The sequence below is a fragment of the Desulfobacter curvatus DSM 3379 genome (assembly GCF_000373985.1).
GTDB classification, from domain to species: Bacteria; Desulfobacterota; Desulfobacteria; order Desulfobacterales; family Desulfobacteraceae; genus Desulfobacter; species Desulfobacter curvatus.
Genome location: NZ_KB893013.1, coordinates 13,257 through 34,739, shown reverse-complemented (window position 1 = coordinate 34,739; position 21,483 = coordinate 13,257). Strand labels below are relative to the sequence as shown.

Here is a 21,483-nt window from a genome sequence, read left to right as displayed (position 1 = left end):
AACGGGCCCGGGAAGCCTTGGCTGTTTCCCGGGCCCGTTTTTTTTGTTATATGTGTATGCCTGTGATGCGTTCTGATGTCGGCACTTTTTTTTAATGCAATCAAAAACAAAATACGCTATATAAACGGCAGCAAAATGGGCCCTGGAACAGGAAAAATATCCTGCCTCAAACTATTACAGCAAGGGAGCAGATGCCGCAAATATGAAAAATTCCCAATCTTCCCCTAAATTCATCCTGAGCGTTGTTGTGTTGTTGATCATCTGTTTTTCTGTTAATTTTTGCTATGCCCAGCAGGCTGATGTGCCGGATGTTTCCGGTGAGACAAATGATCTTTATCGCCTTACCCAACGGCTTGTCAAGGACGGGTTTGATCCGGAAAAAATCAAAGCCCTGTTTGACAATAAAGCGGTTTTCTTTGATCCCGGGGATGTTTCTCTGTTTTTTATCCATTCGGAATCCAGCCTTAACTATGACCAGTTTTCTTCTCCGAAATCCATAGTCAATGCCCAAAAGTATATGGTCACGTATAAGGAAAGCCTGGATAAAGCCCAGGAAGAATTTTCCGTGGACAAAACCATAATTACAGCCATCCTTATGGTGGAAACCCGCTTGGGCACATACCTTGGCAATCGCACGGTGATAAACACCCTGTCTACCATGGCGGCACTTACGGACCAAGCGCTTGCCGAAAGGGTTTGGCATGCTATATCAGATAATAAAAAACCTGGGCGTGCCATTTTTGACAAAAAGGTGGATCAGAAGAGCAGATGGGGATATGAGGAGCTTAAGGCGTTGATCCGCTATGCTGATCGTGAAGGAATTGATCCTGTTGCCATTAAAGGGTCTTACGCCGGTGCCATGGGTATCCCTCAGTTCATGCCCTCCAATGCGCTGACACTGGCAAAGGACGGCAATAAGGACGGGCGGGTGGATTTGTTTGACCATGATGACGCCATTTTTTCCGTAGCCAATTATCTAAAACACTACGGCTGGAAGTCGGGCCTCAGCCGTCAGCGCCAGCACGAAGTCCTGTTCCAATATAACCATTCAAACTATTATGTGGATGCACTGCTCAAGATTTCAGACAAGTTGAAATAACGGTAAATGTTTGACTCGCAACACAACGTAAAGCCAATATCAGTTGGTTTAAAAAACATCGGAAAAATTAAATGACACCCAACGAACTTATTTTATATGTACTTCTCATTGTCGGCCTATCTTTTGTCTTGACCATGCTTGCATTGATCGACCTGCTGAAAAAAGATTTTTCGACACCAAAAGAAAAATTTGTCTGGCATCTTGTGGCCATCGTTCCGGTCATCGGCTGGCTTTTTTATTTTGCCCTGGGCGCTAAGAAGGGCACCCGTAAAAACTTTGATTCAAAGTAATTTCAATGGACAAAAGGTGTTAAGCTCATGGGAACGCTATAGCCCAAGATACTTTGATTTGTATTGACTTTTAAACCGGACTACTATAAAAGACACCCTTAATGATATGTGGTCCCATCGTCTAGCGGTCAGGACGCTGGCCTCTCACGCCGGAAACCCGGGTTCGATTCCCGGTGGGATCACCACTAAATAAAAACAGGTGGTTACAGTTAAATGTAAGTGCCTTTTTTTATGCCTGGAAATAATCTTCCCCACACCAACCCCCATTTTGGATTATTTTCCACATGCTCCCCTCACCTTGTATTGCATTCTGGATAAGACACGAACGCTCACCACCAAAATGGGGTGAGTTCCCTGGCATTCAACCACCACAAGAATGAGGTGGCCTTTTTCGCTGTCAACACGCCCATTGTCGGCTTTATAGGTATATGATCAGGGATAAGTTTGGTTTGAGGATCATACATGATCCTCAAAGAATATCTTTGCCATCAGCAATATTAATTAATTCCGTGAATGCATAAATGGCAGGTGTTCTGCCACTAGGCTCTCGCAGTACTGTAAAAAAGCCATTATCCCTGAGAGTGGCGAGAATCCGTTTTGCCGTAGGGGCCGGTATCTCATCCAAACCAGCAAAGTCCGTTGATTTAAAAATTGGTCTTGAAAAAATAAAATCCAAAGCGTGAATGCGTAAGGTCTACCGTTTGATTTTTTTTGAATTCATAAAGGGATAGGATCTTAGTCGCTTTTGCCTGATTTTCAATGGCCTGAATTTTGATTGCTTTAAGAAAAAAAAGCGCACCAGCCGGTCCAATCATTATCCCTTGAAATGGCTAACACTTTTCCATAATATTCATCTCGGTTTTTTTCAAAGTATGCGCTTTATATGAAAGTCTCCAGCAACTAACTGGATTCTTTCTATCTTTGTTGTGGGCCGAAGCCTGGGTGTAGATAGACCAAGGACGGCCCGTGGCCGTTATATAGAACATCGGGGATTGAATTAAACCGACCTTGTGCAGGAACAAGGGAGCGCACATCCGCCCCAACCTTCCGTTTCCATCTAAAAAGGGATGAAGCGCTTCAAGTTAGGCGTGAACAACGGCCAACTGGACAAGCAAATCCGGTTTCTTCATGAATGTACTTTTCCCATTTTCCCATTGCTTCATCCAGTTTATCCGCAGATATCGGGATAAATTTAGCATCTTCCATGAGACAGCCGGGCGGTCCGATCCAGTTAGGAACCCGCCTATATTCACCTGGGGATTTGCTTTGCCCCCTGACGCCTTGAAGCAGGGTCTGGTGAGCACCTTTAATAACACGTTGACACAAAGGCAAGTCTTTTAATAATTCAACAGCATGCCACATTGCTTTCCGATAATTCAAAATTTCATTATCGCCTAGGTATCTTAACACCGAGATTCTTTTTTTGATGCATTTCACAATTCCCAAAAGCCGGTTCTGAATTATGTTTAAATATGAAATCAGAAACGGATGCTGTAACCTACGGATAAATCATTAGGTACATTACTTCAAAACCAATTTTTCGGGGGGTAAATTATGAAGGATGACAAATTCAAAACGTATCGATACTTTCTTAAAGACAGTATCCGTAAAACAATTGCTTTCAATTTTACTGATCAAAACCAAGGCGCTCCAGTCCCGCCCATTGAAAAACCATACCCTGAGGGAGCAACCTTAACGGATCTTCCCGGCCCTGATGAATGGCATATGATTCCCCGGACAGATCTCACACATGCCATAGGCAACAGAAAGAGCCACCGGGTCTATTTGAATCAAAGCCTTACTTTGGAAGAACTGGCATACCTGCTGTGGTGTACCCAGGGCGTCAGGGGAAAAAGATTTCACGGCCATGCATACAGAAATGTTCCTTCTGCCGGGTGTCGTCATGCGCTTGAAACCTATCTTGCCCCTGTGGGAAAAGTAAAAAAACGGTGACCAGATAAAAACAATCCTCCTGACAATGGGGACCCAGAAAGGAATATCTTTATTTCTGATTTTTTGTTCATTACGATAATTGTCATTGAAAACGAGTTTGATGACATTGCGTTGCCGCTATGAAATCTCTTTAAAAAAAGGTATGTTTAAACCTATTGATCTTTGAATACACCGACGTCTGTGTCCGGGTTTTCCACCTCTTACTTAGAACCCGGAGGATAACGACGACAAACGACCGTAAACAGGTTTAAAATGCAATGCTTCAGGAGGCGTACTTTTGACACGACTACTGACAATTCCGGTGGATGATCTGTATAGTTTTATCAATGATTTCCCCGCCCTTTTATGGCGAATAGAGATCCGAAAAGCCCGTATTGAGTTCCTCAATAAAAATATAAATGTCGCACCGGGGATTGACGGTGCACTTTTTTTAAAAAATATTGCCTACCGTAATGCCAACATTCTACCCGAAGACCGGCACGTCCTTGAGACCTTTATGGATATGGTCAAAGAGGGAAAGGTGGCGGCTTCCGTGTTCCGGGTAAAAAACAGCAACGGACGGATTTCATGGCTTAAGCTCACCGGTGCCGTTAACCGGCAGGACCCGGGGTATTACTACGGCTATCTTTTGAATGTGGATGATACCGTGGCCGTGATCAAAGGGATTCTGGGCATTGATCTGGAACTTAAATTAATGATTGAAGATATTAACAATCCGGTGTTTTTGTTTGGATACGACAGGCAGGAACTCCTCTGCGCCAATCCGAGTGCCAAACTGATGTTCGGCATCCAGGAGATAGATTTCGGCAAGCTCTCCTTGGATTCTTTTTATGCCGGAAACACCCGGCAAACCGTGTCGGATATCTTAAAAAATCTGCCGCTGTCCAGAACGTGGACCGGTAACATCATTTTGGGGTCGGCTGACGGAAAAAAACGGGTTCAGTCCAGGGCTATTGTCCGGTATCTGGTCCATAAAGAACACCAGATTATCCGGGTATCCCTTCAGAATCCCAAGACCAGCAGTGCCGGGGGCAAAACAGTATCAGGTTCAAAAGAGCGACATATCAAGTCGCTGGAAAACAAAATCCATGGGCTTGTGGACATTTACCGGATTATGGAAATCTGTCTTGACAGCCCCCTGGCCGCAGGACACTTTGAAGGGATTCTGTTTTCAGATGTGCATGTACGCAAAAACAGCGTAACGGTTTATGGTGCAGGTGCACCGTTCGAGGGGATGCAGATGTCGGAGAGTTATTCCTATAAAGGCACCATTGCCGAAGATATCAACCGGTATTCCCTGGACTATCTTGTTGTGGATAACACCCAGGATAGTATCAAACCCATTGACTGGGCGCTGTTTGTTCCCAGAGGCGTTCGTTCCTATTTTGCCATGCCTTTTTACAGCCGGTCTGTCCTGCGAACGGTGCTGATTCTGTGCGCCACAGAACAGGGCCGCTTTGCAGATATCCCGCCCGATCTGTTTGAAGATCTGTTTAAGATCCTCAATGGGGCTGTTCGCAACTGGCGCAGAAGTCTCCGCTCATAAAATTTTTTTCTTTTTTTATATTCGTCGGCTCACGCCTGATTTTTTATGTAACTTTATAATTGGTACTACCAATTATAAAGTTATTTTCACAATACTTAATTTCCCCACGAAATTTTGTTGACATGGTAGTATGATTTTTAATATTTTACTATCCAATACAGATATATTGATGCTATCTCGGTTTAAGGGGAGCGATATGCTGAACGATCTGTTTAAACAGCTTGAAGCGACTGTCCAGTCACTTGATCTCAAACCGGGGGACAGGTTCCCTGCTGAGCGTCAACTTGCCGAAGAACTCAATGTCAGCCGGAACACCTTTAGACGTCTGCTCCATACCCTGGAAGGCCGGGGCATGGTTGAGATTAAACAAGGCAGCGGCACCTTTCTAAAACCCCGTTTCTTTAATACCCTGGATCTCCATTGGGGCACTGAAAAAAAATCTGCGGAAAAAGTGATGGCAGATCAGATGGAATCCATATTTTTATTTTTCCCCATTATTGTTGAACTGGCATGCCGGCGAATGTCTCCAGCCCAGCTCGATTTGCTCCAAAAAAGCAATGTCGCCCTAAGTCGCAGTATTTTTACCAAGGACCATAGAAAAGTATGGCTGGAAAGTCTGTCCTTTTTCAGGATCATTGCCAAGGGAACGGGTAACAGCGTTATGTCCGGTATTGTGGAAGAGATCTTCGATGTTGATATGATTCCGTTTGACCATTTTTTCAAGGCGACGCAGAAAAGCAGGGAGGAACTGTTCGGGGACCACGTCAATATACTGAACGCACTGATCGAAAAAGACTGCGCCAAAGCCAGGCAGGTGACCCGAAATTATGCCGTTCATTTAAACCGGATCATCGGAAATAATGCCCTGCCCGACCTTCAGGTTCAGTTTTATAAGGAGGATGCATGAGCGTTCAAAATTATCGGCGCAGGCTTTTTTTCAAGCAGATGGCAGGAACAGCTACGGACCTGTTCCAAAGCTGGGTTGGACCGTTTCAAAATGAGCCTGTTGCACAAACAGGCATCACATCAGAGATTTCCGGAGACCTGGCACCGGAGCTGTTAGCCATGGAGGCGCAGCGGCTGGGGCTTGATCCTGAGAAAGATAAAGAAAAAATAAAAGATTCCATATTGGCGGCCTTGGGGCGGCCGGGTGTGGGGGGATAACGCAATATGACATCGTAAATACAAGAGAAAACAACAGGAAAAAAAGGCGGATTGAAGGACTGGCAATCAAACGATCCGCCCGAACCTGACGCAACCCACAATATTAATACAGGAGGTTTTATGGAAAGGTTTGGCGAAGGATACCTTGAGGAACGCAAACTTGTCAAGCGATGGGCCGGCCCGGTTCCTGCTGTTGTCAGCCTTGTTTTCACTTTGGCGATTTTTTACGCGACATGGTGGATTTTTCAGGATCCCCGGGGGATTATGCGCATGTACACGCCGTATGTCGGCTATATGTACTGCCGGTGGTGGCTGGTCATGATGATCTGGATGGTCTATATTTTTGATTACTGGCCCTTTAACAGAAAGTGGCTTGAGAACACCCATCCACTGGTCAAGGGGTCTGTGCTGACCCTGATATCCGTGGTGATTTTGCTCGCGCTTATCAAAGGTTTTTTTGAATCATTTCTGGGCAACTTCGGGCTGGCCTATTTTAACCCGGAACAGCTTGAGAAACTGCCCGGTGTGACCAGCTTTTTTGCGGCTGAGTATGCCTGTCTGGCCATCCTCATGTTTGCTGCCATTGCATCCTGGCTCTCACCGTCCTGGGTGGTTGCCATGGAAGGTGCGCCTTGGCAAAAATTGTCCCAGCCGGCCAGAGGCTTTTCCATTCTAGTGCTGACTTTTTTTATGTCCACAGTGGTTTATTTTGTGACCATGCACTCCCACATGGGCATTTTGTACCATCCCTGGCAGTATTTCACCTCCATTGCACCGCCTTACTGGGGTGACTTTGCCGATACCGTCTCAGGCAACTTCCATATCTCCTGGATCATGTGCTGCACAGTGGTGGTCTGGCTTGTGGAAACCATCTGGGAACGCTATCCCTTTTGTATGATTAAAAACGACTGGACCAGACGAATTGCCAGCTTTTTCGGGATTATCCTGATTGCCGTTGCCATGCATTTTTTCCTTTATTTTGCCCAGGAACTCACCTGGGGTGAAGCGATCAGGGGAACCCGCCGGGATTTTGCCCCGGACTGGAGATGGCTGCATGTGGGTGAAATGGCCATTTTTTTTCTGGTTCCTTCCCTGTTTCTCAACTTTTATTGCGGCAATTGGCCGAAGAAATTCAGCCTGCCGGTGAATGTAGCCGTTCGAACGGTGATCTGCCTTGTGGGTGCTGTGCTTTTGTACATTGTTTATTACAAAACCTCTCATTCTTTCCTGGGCACCCAGAAAGGGTTTTCTCATCCCCAGCAATTTCCCATGATTCCAACCATATGGCTGATCAATATCTGGCTTGCCCATCACTGGTTTATGGATAACTGGCCTGCATGGAAAATGGTGCCCAAAACCCAGGATGAGATTGCGCAGGATCATGCAGACATGAAGGAAAGAATTGCAGACGTTCGGGTGACGCCCAAATATGTGACAGGTGTGGGCGTCGGTTTAGCTGTTGGGGTGGCTGTCTATGCCGTGGTGGTTATGATGCTGCCCGCAATGTATCAGGCCATTGATATCATCCCTAAATGAATTAACAGGAGAAGGCAACATGTCTGACAATATACAACGCAGGGACTTTTTAAAGGGTGCGGTCACCGGCACCGGCATTGGCGCGCTGGCTGCCATGGGACTGTTTTCCTATTCCGGAATGAGGAAAAAGCTTTTTCCCCAAAAAGAGAGAAAAATGACCGATATCGGCACCTGCAGAAACGTTAAGGTGACCAATATTTCAGAAACCAGTTGGTTTGATAACCATGTCCTCATGGGTGATATCAAAGGTGCCGGTGGCTTGCTGGTAAACCAGTACACCTATAACTGGCCGCCTTTCGGCAACGGTACCGGCCTTGGTAAGGGCTCCTATGAAGCCGGGATCCAACAGATTAAAGATCTTATACCTTATGACCTGGATAAGGCCTGGGAAATCATTGCAAAAAATTCAGTTAACCCGGAAAATGCCGGCGGATACGCCTGTCTGCTGGAAGTTGAAGAGCTTTCCGGCAATACGCGTAAATTTTTGCTGGACTCCGGCTGGTCCTATAAATGGATGGATGAATGCTTCAAGCGGGAAGGGATTGACAAGATGCTGGAAAATCGGGAGATCGAAGCCCTGTTTATCTCCCATGAGCATTTTGACCATTACTGGGGCCTGCCCGTGACCCTGAAATATGATCCCACCATTACCATCTATATTCCCGAAGGCTTTTACCCCGAAGGAAAGAAATATATCAAGGATTCAGGGCACACCGGCAAGCTGGTGGTGGTCAAGAACGGCCTGTATCAACACATACCCGGGATGGCCACCTATGTATTTCCGGTACCCATCATCTGCCGGGTTTTCGGTGAACAGTCCATTTACTTTAATGTAAAAGACAAGGGACTTGTTTCCGTAACCGGGTGCTGCCACCAGGGCATCATTCGGTTTGCGGAAACGGCGCACAACGAACTGAAGTATGAAAAGGACCAGTTCCACGGTATTTACGGCGGTCTTCATATCTCTCCGTTTGAGGACTGGGACCCCAAGTATGACGACCTTGTGATCTCTTTAAGAAATTACGGGTTTGAACGGATCGGGTGCAATCACTGCACCGGTGTTCTGTGTGCCAAGAAATTCATTTCTGCCGGCTATCCTGTCGTTGAAGGGTCTGCAAGGTTCCGTTCCAAGGACAAAGCCTATCTTGGCAATGGAGATGTTATCACCTTCGGATAGGTTGTATAAACCCTGTGTCCAGGGCCTACCACTTCCCTGGACACACAATCAGTAAGGATTCCGGGAAATGCCTGAAACAGATTCTGCCTGCGGACTTGATACCCTTTTACCGCCTTCCGTGGTGAATGCGCCGGAATTGGTTGGCTATGAACTGGCAAGGGCTGTGCTGATACGGTCAACGTATATCCCGGGGATTCGCCACCGCCTAGGGTGGCGAGGCATTCACGAAGCCGTCACCCCGGGGTTGCCTCCGGGCAGTCTAACGGCAAAGGTCAATGACATGCCGGGCGTCTTCTCCTTTTTTCCCGTTGACCCAGGTCCTTGCCATGCAGCCCGGTTTTTATTGAGCTATTATCCGGAACCGGAAGAGCCTTTAGTGGAAAAGTATTCCATTGAAGCTGGGATCTTTGCCCTGGCCCCGGATTATATGGAAAAAATCAGAAGCTTTGTTGACCACATTGATTTTGCAGGGCTCTTTCACATTGGCTGGATTGAATGTCTTCAATCAGACCATGGTATTTTCATCTCGTTTCAAGCCCTGCACCGCCTGGGTTGGATCGCTGAAAACGGGATTGAAATAGAAACTGAAAACGGCCCGGTCCAGGCGGTGGCCCCCGGAGGTATAGACCAGGATTTGCCCGCCTTTGACGTGGGGATGGCATTTTTCAAGCCGTTGGCCGCTTCCTTTTCTTACACCCTTGGTGCCGCTCCCACCTGTTTTTATTCCCAAAAGCGGGAAAAAAAAGATGCGGCCTGCTTTCTTGAAACTGATGAGCAGCGATTAACACTTGGCTATTTCAGTAACGGCGAAAAAGCGGGTGTGTCGGACTGGGAGGATGCGTTCACCCACATCTCCTGGTCCGGACAAACGCCCTTTCCCCACCCCTATGAAACTGAGCTGTGGTGGACCCCGGATCTGACCAGAACCGGCAACAGCCTGGACAAAAAAGCTATGGACATCATGACCAAACCCCGCTTTATTCTGCTGACAGGATTTCTCGGCACGGGAAAGACTAGTTTTCTGGACTATTTTATCCAGGTCCAGACCGCAGCCAACAATTTTGTGGCGGTGATACAAAATGAGATTGGGGAAAAGGGGCTGGATGCCGCACTTCTGGACCAGACCTATGCCGTTACACAGATGGATGAAGGCTGTGTCTGCTGTTCCCTGGCAGGCAATCTTCGGGCCGCGCTCTCAGATATCCTGGACCGGTTTGCACCCGATTTTATTGTTCTGGAAACCACAGGTCTTGCCAACCCGGCCAATATCCTTTCAGAACTCCAGGATCTTGACGATCTGTTTGAGTTCGGTTCCGTCACCACCCTTGTGGACGGCTCAGAAGGCCGACGCATCCTGGAACGTTTTGAGGTAGCAAGGGATCAGGTGCGGCTGGCAGACGTGATCCTTGTCAATAAATGCGATTTGCCGGAAACCGACCTTGACGGCATTGAAGAGCAGATCCGGCAGCTGAACCCGGTGGCAATGGTCCACCAGACCATTCATGCCGCTGTTCACCCCGGCGTGCTGTATGGTGTTAATTTCCGCAATCCCCTGAGACGCCCCCTCTTCTATATGCCGGGCACCCATGCCACCCATGAAGACGACCAGATAGAGACCCGGCTTATCGCCCTTGATCACCCCATTGATGAGGCGGCTCTCAATGCCGTAATCAAGGGGGGCGGCGAACAGATTCTCCGGGTTAAAGGCATTGTCCGGTTCAATGACCGGTCCGGGCCGATGGTTTTTCAGTATGCTCCGGGCTCCTGGCAGATCACGCCTTTTACCGGAGAAGATACAGATGATTATTTCCTGGTTTTTATCGGCCTGAACCTTGAACAACACCTAACCATAAAAGGGGTGTTTGCATGAACGTGATTGCCCAGGGCGGCATGATGATGTGGCCCTTGATCCTGTTGTCCATCCCTGCCTTGGCAATTCTCCTGGAAAGATGGATTTTTTTTATCAGTCATCCCTTTCCGGTGAAGGACGCAAATGCATTAACGCCGCCTGATACCCCCGGCGTGTTTGCTCCTTTTTTTGACGCACTTTTCAGCGAGGGTTCCGTTTCAACAAAAGAGAAGAAAACAACGATGGCAGCCAAGGCGCTTTTGTTCTCCTTTAACAGGAGTCTTGATTTTTTGTCCACCATTGCCACGGTTGCACCGTTGTTAGGGCTTTTAGGGACCGTGGTCGGCATGGTCCAGGCCTTTTCAAAACTGGCGGGATCCCAGGCCGGCATGGATATCGGCCTGCTTGCCGACGGGATCTGGCATGCGCTGCTGACCACCGCTGCAGGTCTTGTCATTGCAATTCCCGTACTCTTGGCCCATCAGTGGTTCTGTGCCAAGGTCCGTCAAATTGCATTTGAAATGGAGTGCTATGCCAACAGGATTCTGGAATCATGATTCACCTGACTGATTTGGTATCCAAACCGGCAAAACCCGATATCACACCCCTGCTTGATGTTGTATTTATTCTACTGATTTTTTTTGTGGTGTCGTCGGTGTTCACCGTCCAGGGGATAAAAATGGATCTTCCCGAAGCCGTCACTGCCACACCGATTTCAGGCCCTTCGCATCGAATCCGTATCATGAAAGACAATACCCTTCGTTTTGATGATCAGTTGATCGATATGCGGGAATTGTCGTTCAAGCTGAAAAACATCATAACAACAGCCAATGGCCCTTCTTCTGCCCGGATTATTCTTGAATGCTCCCCCCTTGCACAGGTCGCTGTTTTCATTAAGACCGCAGATATGGTCAAGACAGCCGGATTTGAAGATCTGATTATCGCTACAACCAGGCCATAAACAGCCGGGGAGGATGAATGTCGGATGCCCATCTTAAAGTTTGCTGTCTGCTGCTTTCCTGCTTTATTCACTGGATTCTTCTCGGGCTCTCTTTTTCCCCGGCCCTAAGCCCATACGGCAACATTGAGCTGACACCGTTTAACATCAGCCGGGGAGCCCCCTGTGTCAAACCATCCTTTGCCCTGCAGCAGCTTGTTGAACAGACAGTTGATTCAAACGATCCCGACGCAGACGGTCAAAGCGGCGAAAATCACAGAAAACAAATTTTATCCCTTTATTTGAAACAGGTCAAAGAAGAGATTAATCGGTGTAAATTTTTATCCGAAGATATGGATAAAGAGCAGATGAATCAGCTTATCGGCAATGCGCAATATGCTTTTTCCATAGATGCTGCCGGAAAATTTTACGGGATTCATATAACAAGAAGTTCCGGAAATGCTTTGATCGACAAAGCCTCCAAATCTGCAATCGTCCTTGCCGGCCAAAGGGTGAAGCGCCCCGAAGAAACAGGTACCGCCCCCATTTCCCTGGAACTTGCAATAAAGTTTCAATACGGGTTGTAACCCATTGATGATTTTTTTGCCGGTTATTAATTTCCCATGATCTGCTGCTCATCAAATGTTGATCAATTTGGCCTGCCCTGTTACGCTTGGAACAATTTTAAAGCACTCTTGCAGAAAACCCTGAGGAGGTTTGATGCATTAAATGCAGTGACAGTACCGATGCCAAGAAAATGCTGGATTTTTTGGAACGGGCATCAGTGAAGGAAAGAGACGTATTATATGAAAAGGGCAGCAAAGGACAATGTCGAACGAATTTTTCAACAATCATATATCAGTCACAAGGCGGGTCGATTTTTCGAGGCGGAAAAAGGTTACAGAAAACTCCTGTCGATAAAGCCGAAATGGGGACAGCCCATGAGTGCGCTCGGGATTCTGTACCTGGATCAGAACCGGCCGGACAAAGCCAAACCTTTATTTGAAAAAGCAGCAGGCCTCAACCCGCCGGATTTGTCTGCATGTTATCAATTGGGCCGGTTGAAACAGATGGAAAACGATCATCAGGGCGCCATCCCCGTATACCGGCAGATGCTTGAACAGCAGCCCGAGGCCGGTCTGGTATGGAATAATTTGGGCGTGGCTTACCGGGAAACCGGGAACGCGGATGAGGCAATGGACAGTTTCCGTGCGGCTGTCCGGTTTGCACCTGACATGGCCGAAGCATGGAATAATCTGGGTGTGGCTCTGGATGAGCAAGGTCAGGTGGAGCAGGCGTTAAACGCATATCAAAAGGCAATTAAAATCCAGCCGGATTATGTTTCCCCCCACTTGAATATCGGAATCATACTTCAAAAATTCGAACGGTTCAAAGAAGCTGAAACCCATTACCGGAAGGTGCTTGAAAGCCAACCCAAAAATGAAATCGCGCAATTCATGCTCCAGAGCATCAGCGGAGGGGATTCCCCGCCTGATGCCGCACCGGTAAATCATGTCCGCAGCATTTTTGACCAGTGTGCGGAAGATTTTGAGGCCATTCTGGTTGGAGAGCTGGAATATAAAACCCCGGAACGATTGTTTCATCTGGTGCGTCCCTATCTGACCGAAAAAATGGAGATCCTTGATCTTGGTTGCGGCACAGGGCTGGGGGCTGTGTTGTACCGGCCGTTTGCAAAAAAACTGACCGGGGTCGACGTATCGGAAAAGATGCTTGAAAAAGCGGCTGAAAAGAAAATTTACAGCCGCCTGGAGGTGTTTGATATCATGCAGCCATGGGCATTCCCGGTAAAATTTGACCTGATCTACAGTTCTGATGTCTTTGTCTATTTCGGGGATTTGGATCAAATTATCAAATCGGCGGTAACCTGCCTTGCACCAGGGGGGAAAATTGCATTCTCAGTGGAAAAACTTAAAGACGATGCAACCGATTATCAGCTTTACCCCAGCGGCCGGTATGCACATTCCCGAAATTACGTTCAGACTTGTCTGAACCGTCATGGACTGGAACCACTGGCGTTGGAGAGCGCGGATATCAGGAAGCAGTCCGGTGATCCGGTTGAAGGATTCCTGGTTGTGGCACAAAAGCAATAATATGTTACAATATGTTTTGTTTTTAGGAGAGGGCGTTAAAATGTTTACCGGAGGTAAATTTTCATGAATCGAGACCTGATCCATCCCTCATTTTTATTGTTACTGGTGTTTTTTATTTCAGCCGTTTTTCTTGTAATGATAAAATCTTTTCTCATGGCCGTTTTGCTGGCCGGTATTTTTTCAGCCATGGCCTATCCGTTGTACCTGCGGCTTAACAAATGGTTGAAAGGCAGGCAGGCTCTTGCCTCGGGGATCACCATCATGATTATTGTGTTTATCGTTCTTCTTCCCTTAAGCGGTCTTTTGGGCATTGTAACCGGTCAGGCCATCAAGGTGGGCCAGACAGCAACACCCTGGGTCCAGAAACAGTTGTCGTCACCTTTGGCCATTTCCCAGTGGCTGGAAAATCTGCCGTTTTATGAACATATATACCCCTATAGGGAAACCATCTACACCAAGGCCGGGGAGCTGGTCGGGGCCGCAAGCCAGTTTTTTGTCAACGGGCTTCAGGCCGCCACCATGGGCACAATTAATTTTATGTTTATGGTGGCCATTCTTTTGTACAGCATGTTCTTTTTCCTCATAGACGGAGATCGACTGTTGGAGAAAATCCTGTTTTACATGCCCCTGGAGGATAAGGATGAAAGACGGCTTCTGGACCGATTTACCTCTGTGGCACGCGCCACGATTAAGGGAACGGCCATCATCGGTGTTGTCCAGGGCGGGGCATCGGGCATCGCGTTTGCCCTGGTGGGTATCCACAGCTCTGTTTTCTGGGGTGCCGTTATGACGGTTTTGTCCATTATACCGGGCATTGGGACCGCCTTGATATGGATTCCGGCGGCGCTTTGGCTGGCCGCCCAGGGAATGTGGTTCAAAGCCGGTGCGCTTGTTGTCTTCTGCGGTGCGGTGGTGGGAAGTGTTGATAACCTTCTGCGGCCCCGGCTTGTGGGTAAAGATACGGAGATGCACGATCTTTTAATCCTGTTCTCCACCCTTGGCGGCATTGCCATGTTCGGTATTATCGGCATCATTATCGGGCCGATTATTGCCGCATTGTTTGTCACCATCTGGGATATTTACGGCGTTGTTTTTAAGGATGTACTGCCCAAGGTCGGACCGTAAGAGCACCTGTCTGATAAAACGTCAGTGATGGCTGCTTTAAGGAGTGCATTGAAGATTCAAAAGATTTTTTTGAACGGTCAATAGCAAAATATCGAATAAAGGGAAGTTATGAGACACGAATGTTATTTCTGTCATATAAGGACAATCGAAAAACTGATTGATAAATTTAAACCGGATGAAAACGTTGCGCAAAATTTCATTTTCTCAGTCCATAAACTTATTGACTCTAATCGGGAACTTTCAAATCCCCAATTGGCAACAGAAATTCACCGCATGGCCAAGGTGCATCTTAGCAATACAAACCTGTATGCCGAAGAAAAATTAAAGGCCAATGAGATTCTTCTAAAGGAATACCCATATTGGGAAACCATAGTTAATAAAAGCGAAAACCCTTTTTTCACAGCCGCAAAACTGTCGGTGATCGGCAATATAATTGATTATGGCGCCCAAAGTGTTGGTGACGACATATCGAATCAGATTGAATCTTTTTTCCGTAAAGATTTAATAATTGATATGACGCTGGAATTAAAAAACGAAATCAAGAAAGCTAAAAATATTTTGTATTTAGGTGATAATAGTGGCGAAATCGTTTTTGATAAATTGTTTATTGAAACAATGAAGCCTCAAAACATTACCTTTGCTGTACGAGGCATGCCTGTAATCAACGATGCAACACTTGAAGATGCTGCCCAGGTAGGCATTGATAACGTGTGCAGGGTGCTTTCCAATGGGTTTGATGCGCCGTCAACACTCATTGACTTTTGTTCAGACGAATTTGTATACGAATATAATAATGCGGATCTTATCATATCCAAAGGGCAGGGAAATTTTGAAGGTCTTATGGAGAGTCGCCGGCCGAATATATTTTTTCTCTTGATCGCAAAATGCGACCCCATAGCAAATTTACTGGGTGTCAATAAAAATGATATGGTAGTGTCAAAATCAGATCTATAACATAAAGGAGGTACAGATAAATGCCGTGGATAAATAAAGAATCGTGTACGGGATGCGGAATATGCGTTGATGAATGCCCTGCCGGGGCAATTCATATGGAAAACGATATTGCGTTTATAGAAGATGACGATTGTATTCGATGTGGAATTTGTCACGATGTATGCCCGGAAGATGCAGCGCGTCATGACGGAGAGCGAATTCCTGAAGACGTGCGATCCAATTTAGCCTACGTTAAGAAGTTGTTGGGGCATGAATACTATGCCAATGATAAGGCAATGCAAAGGCAGCTTATCGAACGGTTACAACGCTTTTTTACCAAAAATAAAAAAGTGGCGGAAAAAACCATTGAACAGCTTGAAATTCTGAAGAACACGGAATATCCATAGCAAACTATCGCCTGGGTTATGTTACGATAAGGATCTGGAGGTCACATACATTGGTGTTGGTGGGCCCGGGTTTGAACAGATAGCCTGCCCGGTCAAAGTAGGTGTATGAATCATGTCGGCTCAGGTATTCATTGATATCCAGCCCTGCCTTTTTTCCTGCTTCCAGAACGGTCTGGGATGCGAACGCGCCGGCTGCATCCGTGGGGCCGTCATTGCCGTCCGTGGCCCCTGAAAGAAAAAATATGTTTTCAATTCCGGTTGGGCCGGCTTCCAGCGCTTGAAGAAAGGAGAGGGCCATTTCCTGGTTCCGTCCGCCCTTACCGTTTCCCGTTATGGTTACCGTGGTTTCTCCACCGGCAAGCACACAGGCCGGAGGTTGGGGGGGCAGGTTGCCAAGGGCGATATCCTGGGCCATACCGGAAAAGACCTTGGCGATTTCCCGGGCTTCGCCGGTGATCCGGGAGCTTAACACCAGGGTGTTGTAACCAAGGCTTTGCGCCTGTTGCCGGGCTGCATTCAGGGCGGACAAATTATTGCCCAGAAGAATGTTGTGAACCTTTGAAAAAATTATATCATCACTGATGTGGTCTTTGTCTGTCTTTTGCATCGCACCGGATTCGAACATTTTTGCTGCCCTTGGCGGCAGTCCGGTTGATAATCCATATTTTTTTATAATGCCAAGGGCCTGGGTAAAGGTGGTGAAATTCGGTGCTGTGGGGCCGGAGGCAATGGCGCTGAGGTCATCGCCCACCACATCGGAAAGAATTAAGTTTACGGATGTGGCCGGGTACATGTGCCGGGCCAGTTTTCCGCCCTTAATGCCGGACAGCTGTTTTCTCACCCTGTTAATGTCGTTAATGTCGGCCCCGCAGGCCAGCAGGCTTTCAGTGGTTTTCTGTTTGTCTGCAAGGGTAATGGCTGTATCCGCGTATTCCCCGGGACAGGCCAGAAGGGCGGAACCGCCTCCGGAAATCAGATTGATGAACAGGGTGGTTTCATCTCCTTTTGCTGCAATGTCAATGATCTGCCGTGCTGCCGATGCGCTGTTTTCGTCCGGGACCGGGTGGCCTGCTTCGATAATTTTAATTTTGTTTAAGGTGTCTGTGTGCCCTTTTTTTACTGAAATGAGGCCCCCGGACAGTTTCGGACCAAGGATTTCTTCCATTGCCCTGGCCATGGGTGCTGTGGCCTTGCCTGCGCCAAGCACATATATTTTTTTAAATTTTTCCAGACACAGGCACTTTTCCTGGTCGTCAAGACGGATTTTAAGGGTGTTGTTGTCCAGGGTTACCCTTGACTTTACCATGGCGTAGGGATCCACCCGTTTTATGGCTGCATGGTATATGGCTTTCAGATCAGAAAATGGTTGTGAATTATTCATGGTTTTTTCTTTCCGGGGGCTCAGGCCGGAGCCTTGATTTTTTTTAAAAGATCCACAAGCAGGTGCTTCGCTTTTTGAATATAGGATACCGGCAAAAGGTCTTTCATGGCGCTGTCGTCTGCAAAATGCATAAGCATGGCCTGGGCAAAGTACCTGTTGCTTGTAAAAAAATGAGTAAAATGGGGGACCTTGGGCCTGGGTTTGGAAATGAAATAGGTATCAAAAAATATCCGGTAAAATTCCCGTTGGGGCCGGTAATGGACGGCAAACGCCTGGAACCGTCTACTAATTTGTGGAATGGCGTCCTTGGGGGTTACCTTTTTAGCGGCATATCCTTCAAGGGTAAAAAAACTTTTTTTCATGAGTGCGGCCCGTATGTCAACCATGATTTCCCGGTCCGTGTCATGGGTTACGTCACAGATCATGTCACAAAGATCTAAAACCGCGTCCAAAGATTCAAAGTCGGTTTTAAAAATCAATGCAATATACGCATTTTTTACCTCTTTTTTTTCATCGGTAAATCTGGATTCATCCGGATCAAGGTTTTCCATGGCCCGCCGGATTTCAAATAACGCCCTTTCCACCCATGCCAGGCCGGTAATGCTGTCGCCTTCTTCCATGGATACCAGATTAATTCTTTTTACAAGCCCCTTGAACATCTGCTGGAAGAGATCATTCACCGGAGGCTGGAATGCCGGGCTCTGGGTAAATTCCCGGCAGAATCGTGTAATGTGGGGTCCATTGAACAGAATATTCATCCTGTGCCTCAGGGCGGAAACCGCTACCTGGTGCGGCATGTTCCCCGGTTCAAGCGCTTTGGGCCATACGTCGAAAAACAGCCACAGCATATTCTGCCTGAGTTTGGAAAATGTATCGCCGATGATGGATCTGGAAGGAATATCCAGAATTTGACTCAATCTATAAGCCATCTCCAGGAATCGGTCCATTTTTTTTAATGTACCATATATGGCGGTATCCAGTTTTTCCATGGACTTGAAGTACTCTTTTTGGTTTTCCTGGCTGGTTACGATTCGGGCTCGGGTCTGCAGCAGTTTGGTAAACATCTCATTGTACCCGGCGATCTCCTGCCGGGATTTGTCGGTAATAGCACCCAGGGTTGTCTTTTCCATACTCGGCAGTCTGGCACCGGCCAGCCGGCAGACCAGGTCCGCCTCATTAATATCTTCGATATATTCAAACCATGCCTTATCTTGGGCAAGGCTGAAAATAAGCCCTTTCAGGGTGTTGGATACAAGGGGCTTATAATCCTTGCCTGCTGTGCTTTGTTTGATAATGGACTGCATATCAGGGTTAAGCAGGCTGTCGTCCTGGTTTCCCAGATTGGATTTTACCAGGTAAAAATAGGTAATGATGACATTGGTGGTGAGAAATTCAATGGTTGTTTTATTGTCCGCGTCCTGGATGTCCTCCTGGTCAATGCTGCCCCCTACATCAAATGAAACCTTCGGCAGATCTTCGATCAGCATCTTAAACAGCTTATAAAGCTCCTCGATATGCTGGTCCGCCAGTACAAATTGTGCTTTTCCAATTTCTTCAAGGAAAAAACGGGAAATCCGTTTGATGGGGACAAGGGGATAACCGTCTTCGTCTTCGGGGTATTTTTTTACAGGTGTTAAGCCTTCATCCCCCTGGCGCATGATTTTCGGCATGTCATGGGTATACAGTCTGTCCCGGAACCTTTGGACTTTATTTTCGTCTAGTATTGTCAACGATGTCTATTCCCAATACAGTGTCCTCATCTTTGGTGACAAGAGTTTGAAAAATTTTAACATTATTTTTGACCTCAAGAATTTCCATGGAAGCATCCGGGCCGTTTATCATGGTCCCCTGGATGACCTGACCTGAGACAACCGCCTGGGCGACCCCTGGGTTGCGTTGCTGCCACCGGGTGAAATTGCTTTGTTCGCTTCTCAGTTTTTCAAGGGTTATTTCCAGCCGGCTTAATTCAGTCTCGAATTCTTCTCTCTGTTTCTTTTTTTTCTCAATACGGTCAAGCAGATGGTTCAGCTCTTTGTCCAAACGCACCAGCAGCCGGCTGTTCACCTGTACCTGGGATTTAAACCCGCGTGCGGTGGGATCCTCCTGGTTTTTTGACAACAAAAAGTTTTCGTGTCTTGCCCTGTCGATTTCGTGAACCAGTCTCAATGTATTTTTTGTTTCCCGGGAAAGCTCTTCAGACAGCGACGCCAGTTTTTCGTGGATATATTCCTGTCCGTCCATCGCGTGTTCAATGCGGTCGTGGATATTTTTCAGTTCCCGGGCAGTGAAGGTGTCAACACCAAAGGTAATGGTGTTGGGCACGGATTTCTCGGTACCCAGGTGCTGGGTGAAAAGCCCTTTGTTGCAAGTGATGTCCGAAGAGATGATTTCTCCCTTTTTGATGATTACCGCACCGGAGGCAATGATTCGGCTATCCAGAATCTCTTTGTCCACGGTGAGGTTGCCCAGGCAGTAAATCGTGGAGTTCTGTACAAATCTTATGCTGACATTGCCCCGGGCATATACACTGCCGCCGATCATCCCGTTGAGAACCGTAACATCTCCTGTGGCCCGGATTTCTCCGCCGTCCACCGTGTCGACGCGGACCACATGCCCCACGGCTTTGAATCCCGCCTTGAGTGAACCTTTAATGACGATATCTCCGTCATAGTCAATGTGCCCGGTTTCGAAATTGACATCATTGGGCACAGTAAAGGCATGGCTTACCTGAATTTTGTTAGATCGGTCAAGTGTCGGTGTCCCGTTTATTTCGGCATAAAGTCTAAGGCCGTCGGAAGACCGGGTAACCCCTGTGCCGTATTTCAGCGCCCTGTCGGCCACCCCAGGAACATCAAGAACCTGGTCAAAGATATTCCTGCCCTCAGCGGCTTCAATCATGGGGAATTTTTTTGCCAGCAGACTTCCTTTTTTCACCCAGGGGATAGGGCCCCTGTCTTTGAAATCAATATTGCCGTCTTCATCAATACCCCCGGCCTTGAGATGGTCTGTTTCAAAAAAATATTCGATCCTGGCATCCTTGCCCGGTACCGGGGCCGCTCCCCGCGCAACCCGGAACGGCTTGGTCCTGAATCCCGAGGAATCTATGAATTTTTCCACCTCAGAGGATTTAACCAGACCGTAAGTGATGCCGTTATCCTCCAGTTGTTCAATGATTTCTGCTGCAGTCACCGTATCTTTAAACGTATCGGTTTTTCTTATAAAAGCCGTCATGCCGGAGGCATCAACATTCAGCACCAGGCCGCAGTCAAGCTCGCTGTCCAGGGAGAAATCAGTCTGTTGGGGCCCAGGGTCTGCCACAGATTTGGATGGCCGGGCAGTGCCCAGGGGCGCCTGTTTTCTTTGAAGCTGCTGTATAATCTCCTGGTATTGTTCCTGGTTAAGTGTCTGGTCTTGTATCCATATTTTACAGATAAGCTCCGGTTGTTTTTTTCCCGCAAGTTTGTTTGTCTGCCGGGTCATTTCCCCAAGGAACTGTTCTTTACTGACAATACCCAGGTCAACGGCACAATTTCCGAATACCTGATTTTTCTGAATGGTTTTTAACGCAGTATAGCTGGCCAGAAGCGCCTTCATCTGTTTGTCGGTAAGAATTTTTTCTTTTTCAAAATAGTTCTTTAACGCAAGATCAAGGTTCGCTGCGTTACGACATGCTTCCATTGCTTGTGCGCACTGCGCGTCTGTAATGAATTTTTTTTGTAAGGCAAGTTTTTCTAGCATATGGATCGTCGTATTAAATGAGAAATCATATTGCTGCAGCATACCAACCCTACTGCAACTTAAAACGGCGCCTTTTATCAAGATTCATCCAGGTTGGAAATGAATTTTCTTATTGTTGCGCATCAAGGGTAAAACTTCAAGAAAAAACAAAATACCCCAGTCATTTTGGGTAATTCAGGAATGCTTTCCGGTAAAATCATGGGGCACTTGATGAGAAACTTCACTGATGTTTTTTAA

General features: G+C 47.2%; 20 protein-coding genes, 1 tRNA gene and 1 pseudogene. 17 read left to right on the top strand and 5 right to left on the bottom strand.

Translation table 11 applies throughout. The features are described from left to right. Window positions 1-202: 202 nt before the first annotated feature. The 3 genes from B147_RS0109230 (at window position 203) to B147_RS0109220 (ending at window position 1,574) form a co-directional block, all read left to right on the top strand. Window positions 203-1,099, top strand: a complete 897-nt coding sequence (locus tag B147_RS0109230) for a lytic murein transglycosylase (protein ID WP_020586928.1) — start codon at window positions 203-205, stop codon at window positions 1,097-1,099. A gap of 71 nt (window positions 1,100-1,170) precedes the next feature. Further along, window positions 1,171-1,389, top strand: coding sequence for a PLDc N-terminal domain-containing protein (locus B147_RS0109225; protein ID WP_020586927.1), 219 nt, complete (start codon window positions 1,171-1,173; stop codon window positions 1,387-1,389). 110 nt (window positions 1,390-1,499) lie between these two features. Further along, a tRNA-Glu gene (locus tag B147_RS0109220) sits at window positions 1,500-1,574 on the top strand. A gap of 645 nt (window positions 1,575-2,219) precedes the next feature. On the opposite strand, the pseudogene B147_RS32880 reads toward B147_RS0109220, so the two are convergent. Both B147_RS32880 and B147_RS32875 read right to left on the bottom strand, forming a co-directional pair. Continuing rightward, window positions 2,220-2,441: pseudogene (locus B147_RS32880) on the bottom strand (hypothetical protein); the annotation flags it as partial. A gap of 25 nt (window positions 2,442-2,466) precedes the next feature. Continuing rightward, complete coding sequence (locus tag B147_RS32875) at window positions 2,467-2,826, bottom strand: Fic family protein (protein ID WP_245568982.1); 360 nt, start codon at window positions 2,824-2,826, stop codon at window positions 2,467-2,469. Window positions 2,827-2,943: 117 nt separating this feature from the next. Here B147_RS32875 and B147_RS27965 point away from each other — a divergent pair, with 117 nt between their 5' ends. From B147_RS27965 to B147_RS0109140, 14 genes are all read left to right on the top strand, one after another. After that, on the top strand, window positions 2,944-3,342 hold the full coding sequence (locus B147_RS27965) for a nitroreductase family protein (protein ID WP_020586925.1): 399 nt from the start codon (window positions 2,944-2,946) through the stop codon (window positions 3,340-3,342). Between the two features lie 277 nt (window positions 3,343-3,619). After that, complete coding sequence (locus tag B147_RS0109200; protein WP_020586924.1) at window positions 3,620-4,888, top strand: PAS domain-containing protein; 1,269 nt, start codon at window positions 3,620-3,622, stop codon at window positions 4,886-4,888. A 196-nt stretch (window positions 4,889-5,084) separates the two neighbouring features. Beyond that, on the top strand, window positions 5,085-5,795 hold the full coding sequence (locus tag B147_RS0109195; protein WP_020586923.1) for a FadR/GntR family transcriptional regulator: 711 nt from the start codon (window positions 5,085-5,087) through the stop codon (window positions 5,793-5,795). Next, window positions 5,792-6,052, top strand: coding sequence for a hypothetical protein (locus tag B147_RS0109190; RefSeq protein WP_020586922.1), 261 nt, complete (start codon window positions 5,792-5,794; stop codon window positions 6,050-6,052). Before B147_RS0109195 ends, B147_RS0109190 begins: the two co-directional genes overlap by 4 nt. 120 nt (window positions 6,053-6,172) lie before the next feature. Next, entirely contained in the window at window positions 6,173-7,588 is a 1,416-nt protein-coding gene (locus B147_RS0109185) for a hypothetical protein (RefSeq protein WP_020586921.1), read from the top strand. A gap of 19 nt (window positions 7,589-7,607) precedes the next feature. After that, window positions 7,608-8,765, top strand: coding sequence for an MBL fold metallo-hydrolase (locus B147_RS0109180; protein WP_020586920.1), 1,158 nt, complete (start codon window positions 7,608-7,610; stop codon window positions 8,763-8,765). A 67-nt stretch (window positions 8,766-8,832) separates the two neighbouring features. Continuing rightward, window positions 8,833-10,635 carry a CobW family GTP-binding protein gene (locus B147_RS0109175; protein WP_020586919.1) on the top strand — a complete coding sequence of 601 codons (1,803 nt, stop codon included), beginning with the start codon at window positions 8,833-8,835 and terminating at the stop codon, window positions 10,633-10,635. Beyond that, window positions 10,632-11,171, top strand: coding sequence for a MotA/TolQ/ExbB proton channel family protein (locus B147_RS0109170; protein WP_020586918.1), 540 nt, complete (start codon window positions 10,632-10,634; stop codon window positions 11,169-11,171). The genes B147_RS0109175 and B147_RS0109170 overlap by 4 nt, the downstream gene beginning before the upstream one ends. Continuing rightward, window positions 11,168-11,575, top strand: a complete 408-nt coding sequence (locus B147_RS0109165; RefSeq protein WP_020586917.1) for an ExbD/TolR family protein — start codon at window positions 11,168-11,170, stop codon at window positions 11,573-11,575. The genes B147_RS0109170 and B147_RS0109165 overlap by 4 nt, the downstream gene beginning before the upstream one ends. Before the next feature lie 17 nt (window positions 11,576-11,592). Then, window positions 11,593-12,138 (top strand): TonB C-terminal domain-containing protein, encoded by a 546-nt coding sequence (locus B147_RS0109160; RefSeq protein WP_020586916.1) that lies wholly within the window; start codon window positions 11,593-11,595, stop codon window positions 12,136-12,138. Between the two features lie 219 nt (window positions 12,139-12,357). After that, window positions 12,358-13,662, top strand: coding sequence for a tetratricopeptide repeat protein (locus B147_RS27960; RefSeq protein ID WP_020586915.1), 1,305 nt, complete (start codon window positions 12,358-12,360; stop codon window positions 13,660-13,662). Between the two features lie 63 nt (window positions 13,663-13,725). After that, on the top strand, window positions 13,726-14,787 hold the full coding sequence (locus tag B147_RS0109150) for an AI-2E family transporter (RefSeq protein ID WP_020586914.1): 1,062 nt from the start codon (window positions 13,726-13,728) through the stop codon (window positions 14,785-14,787). A 108-nt stretch (window positions 14,788-14,895) separates the two neighbouring features. After that, the gene (locus tag B147_RS0109145) at window positions 14,896-15,741 is read left to right on the top strand and encodes a damage-control phosphatase ARMT1 family protein (RefSeq protein ID WP_020586913.1); all 846 of its coding nucleotides are present in this window, start codon (window positions 14,896-14,898) and stop codon (window positions 15,739-15,741) included. A 20-nt stretch (window positions 15,742-15,761) separates the two neighbouring features. After that, on the top strand, window positions 15,762-16,127 hold the full coding sequence (locus B147_RS0109140; protein ID WP_020586912.1) for a DUF362 domain-containing protein: 366 nt from the start codon (window positions 15,762-15,764) through the stop codon (window positions 16,125-16,127). Window positions 16,128-16,143: 16 nt separating this feature from the next. On the opposite strand, the gene B147_RS0109135 is transcribed toward B147_RS0109140, so the two are convergent. From B147_RS0109135 to B147_RS0109125, 3 genes are read right to left on the bottom strand one after another with little or no spacing between them, the layout of a single operon-like run. Next, window positions 16,144-17,508: a glycerate kinase type-2 family protein gene (locus tag B147_RS0109135; RefSeq protein ID WP_020586911.1), complete on the bottom strand. Its 1,365-nt coding sequence runs from the start codon at window positions 17,506-17,508 to the stop codon at window positions 16,144-16,146. Between the two features lie 20 nt (window positions 17,509-17,528). Next, window positions 17,529-19,238, bottom strand: coding sequence for a hypothetical protein (locus tag B147_RS0109130; RefSeq protein ID WP_033397130.1), 1,710 nt, complete (start codon window positions 19,236-19,238; stop codon window positions 17,529-17,531). Beyond that, window positions 19,216-21,246, bottom strand: coding sequence for a FapA family protein (locus B147_RS0109125; protein WP_157237834.1), 2,031 nt, complete (start codon window positions 21,244-21,246; stop codon window positions 19,216-19,218). Before B147_RS0109125 ends, B147_RS0109130 begins: the two co-directional genes overlap by 23 nt. Between the last annotated feature and the right edge of the window lie 237 nt (window positions 21,247-21,483).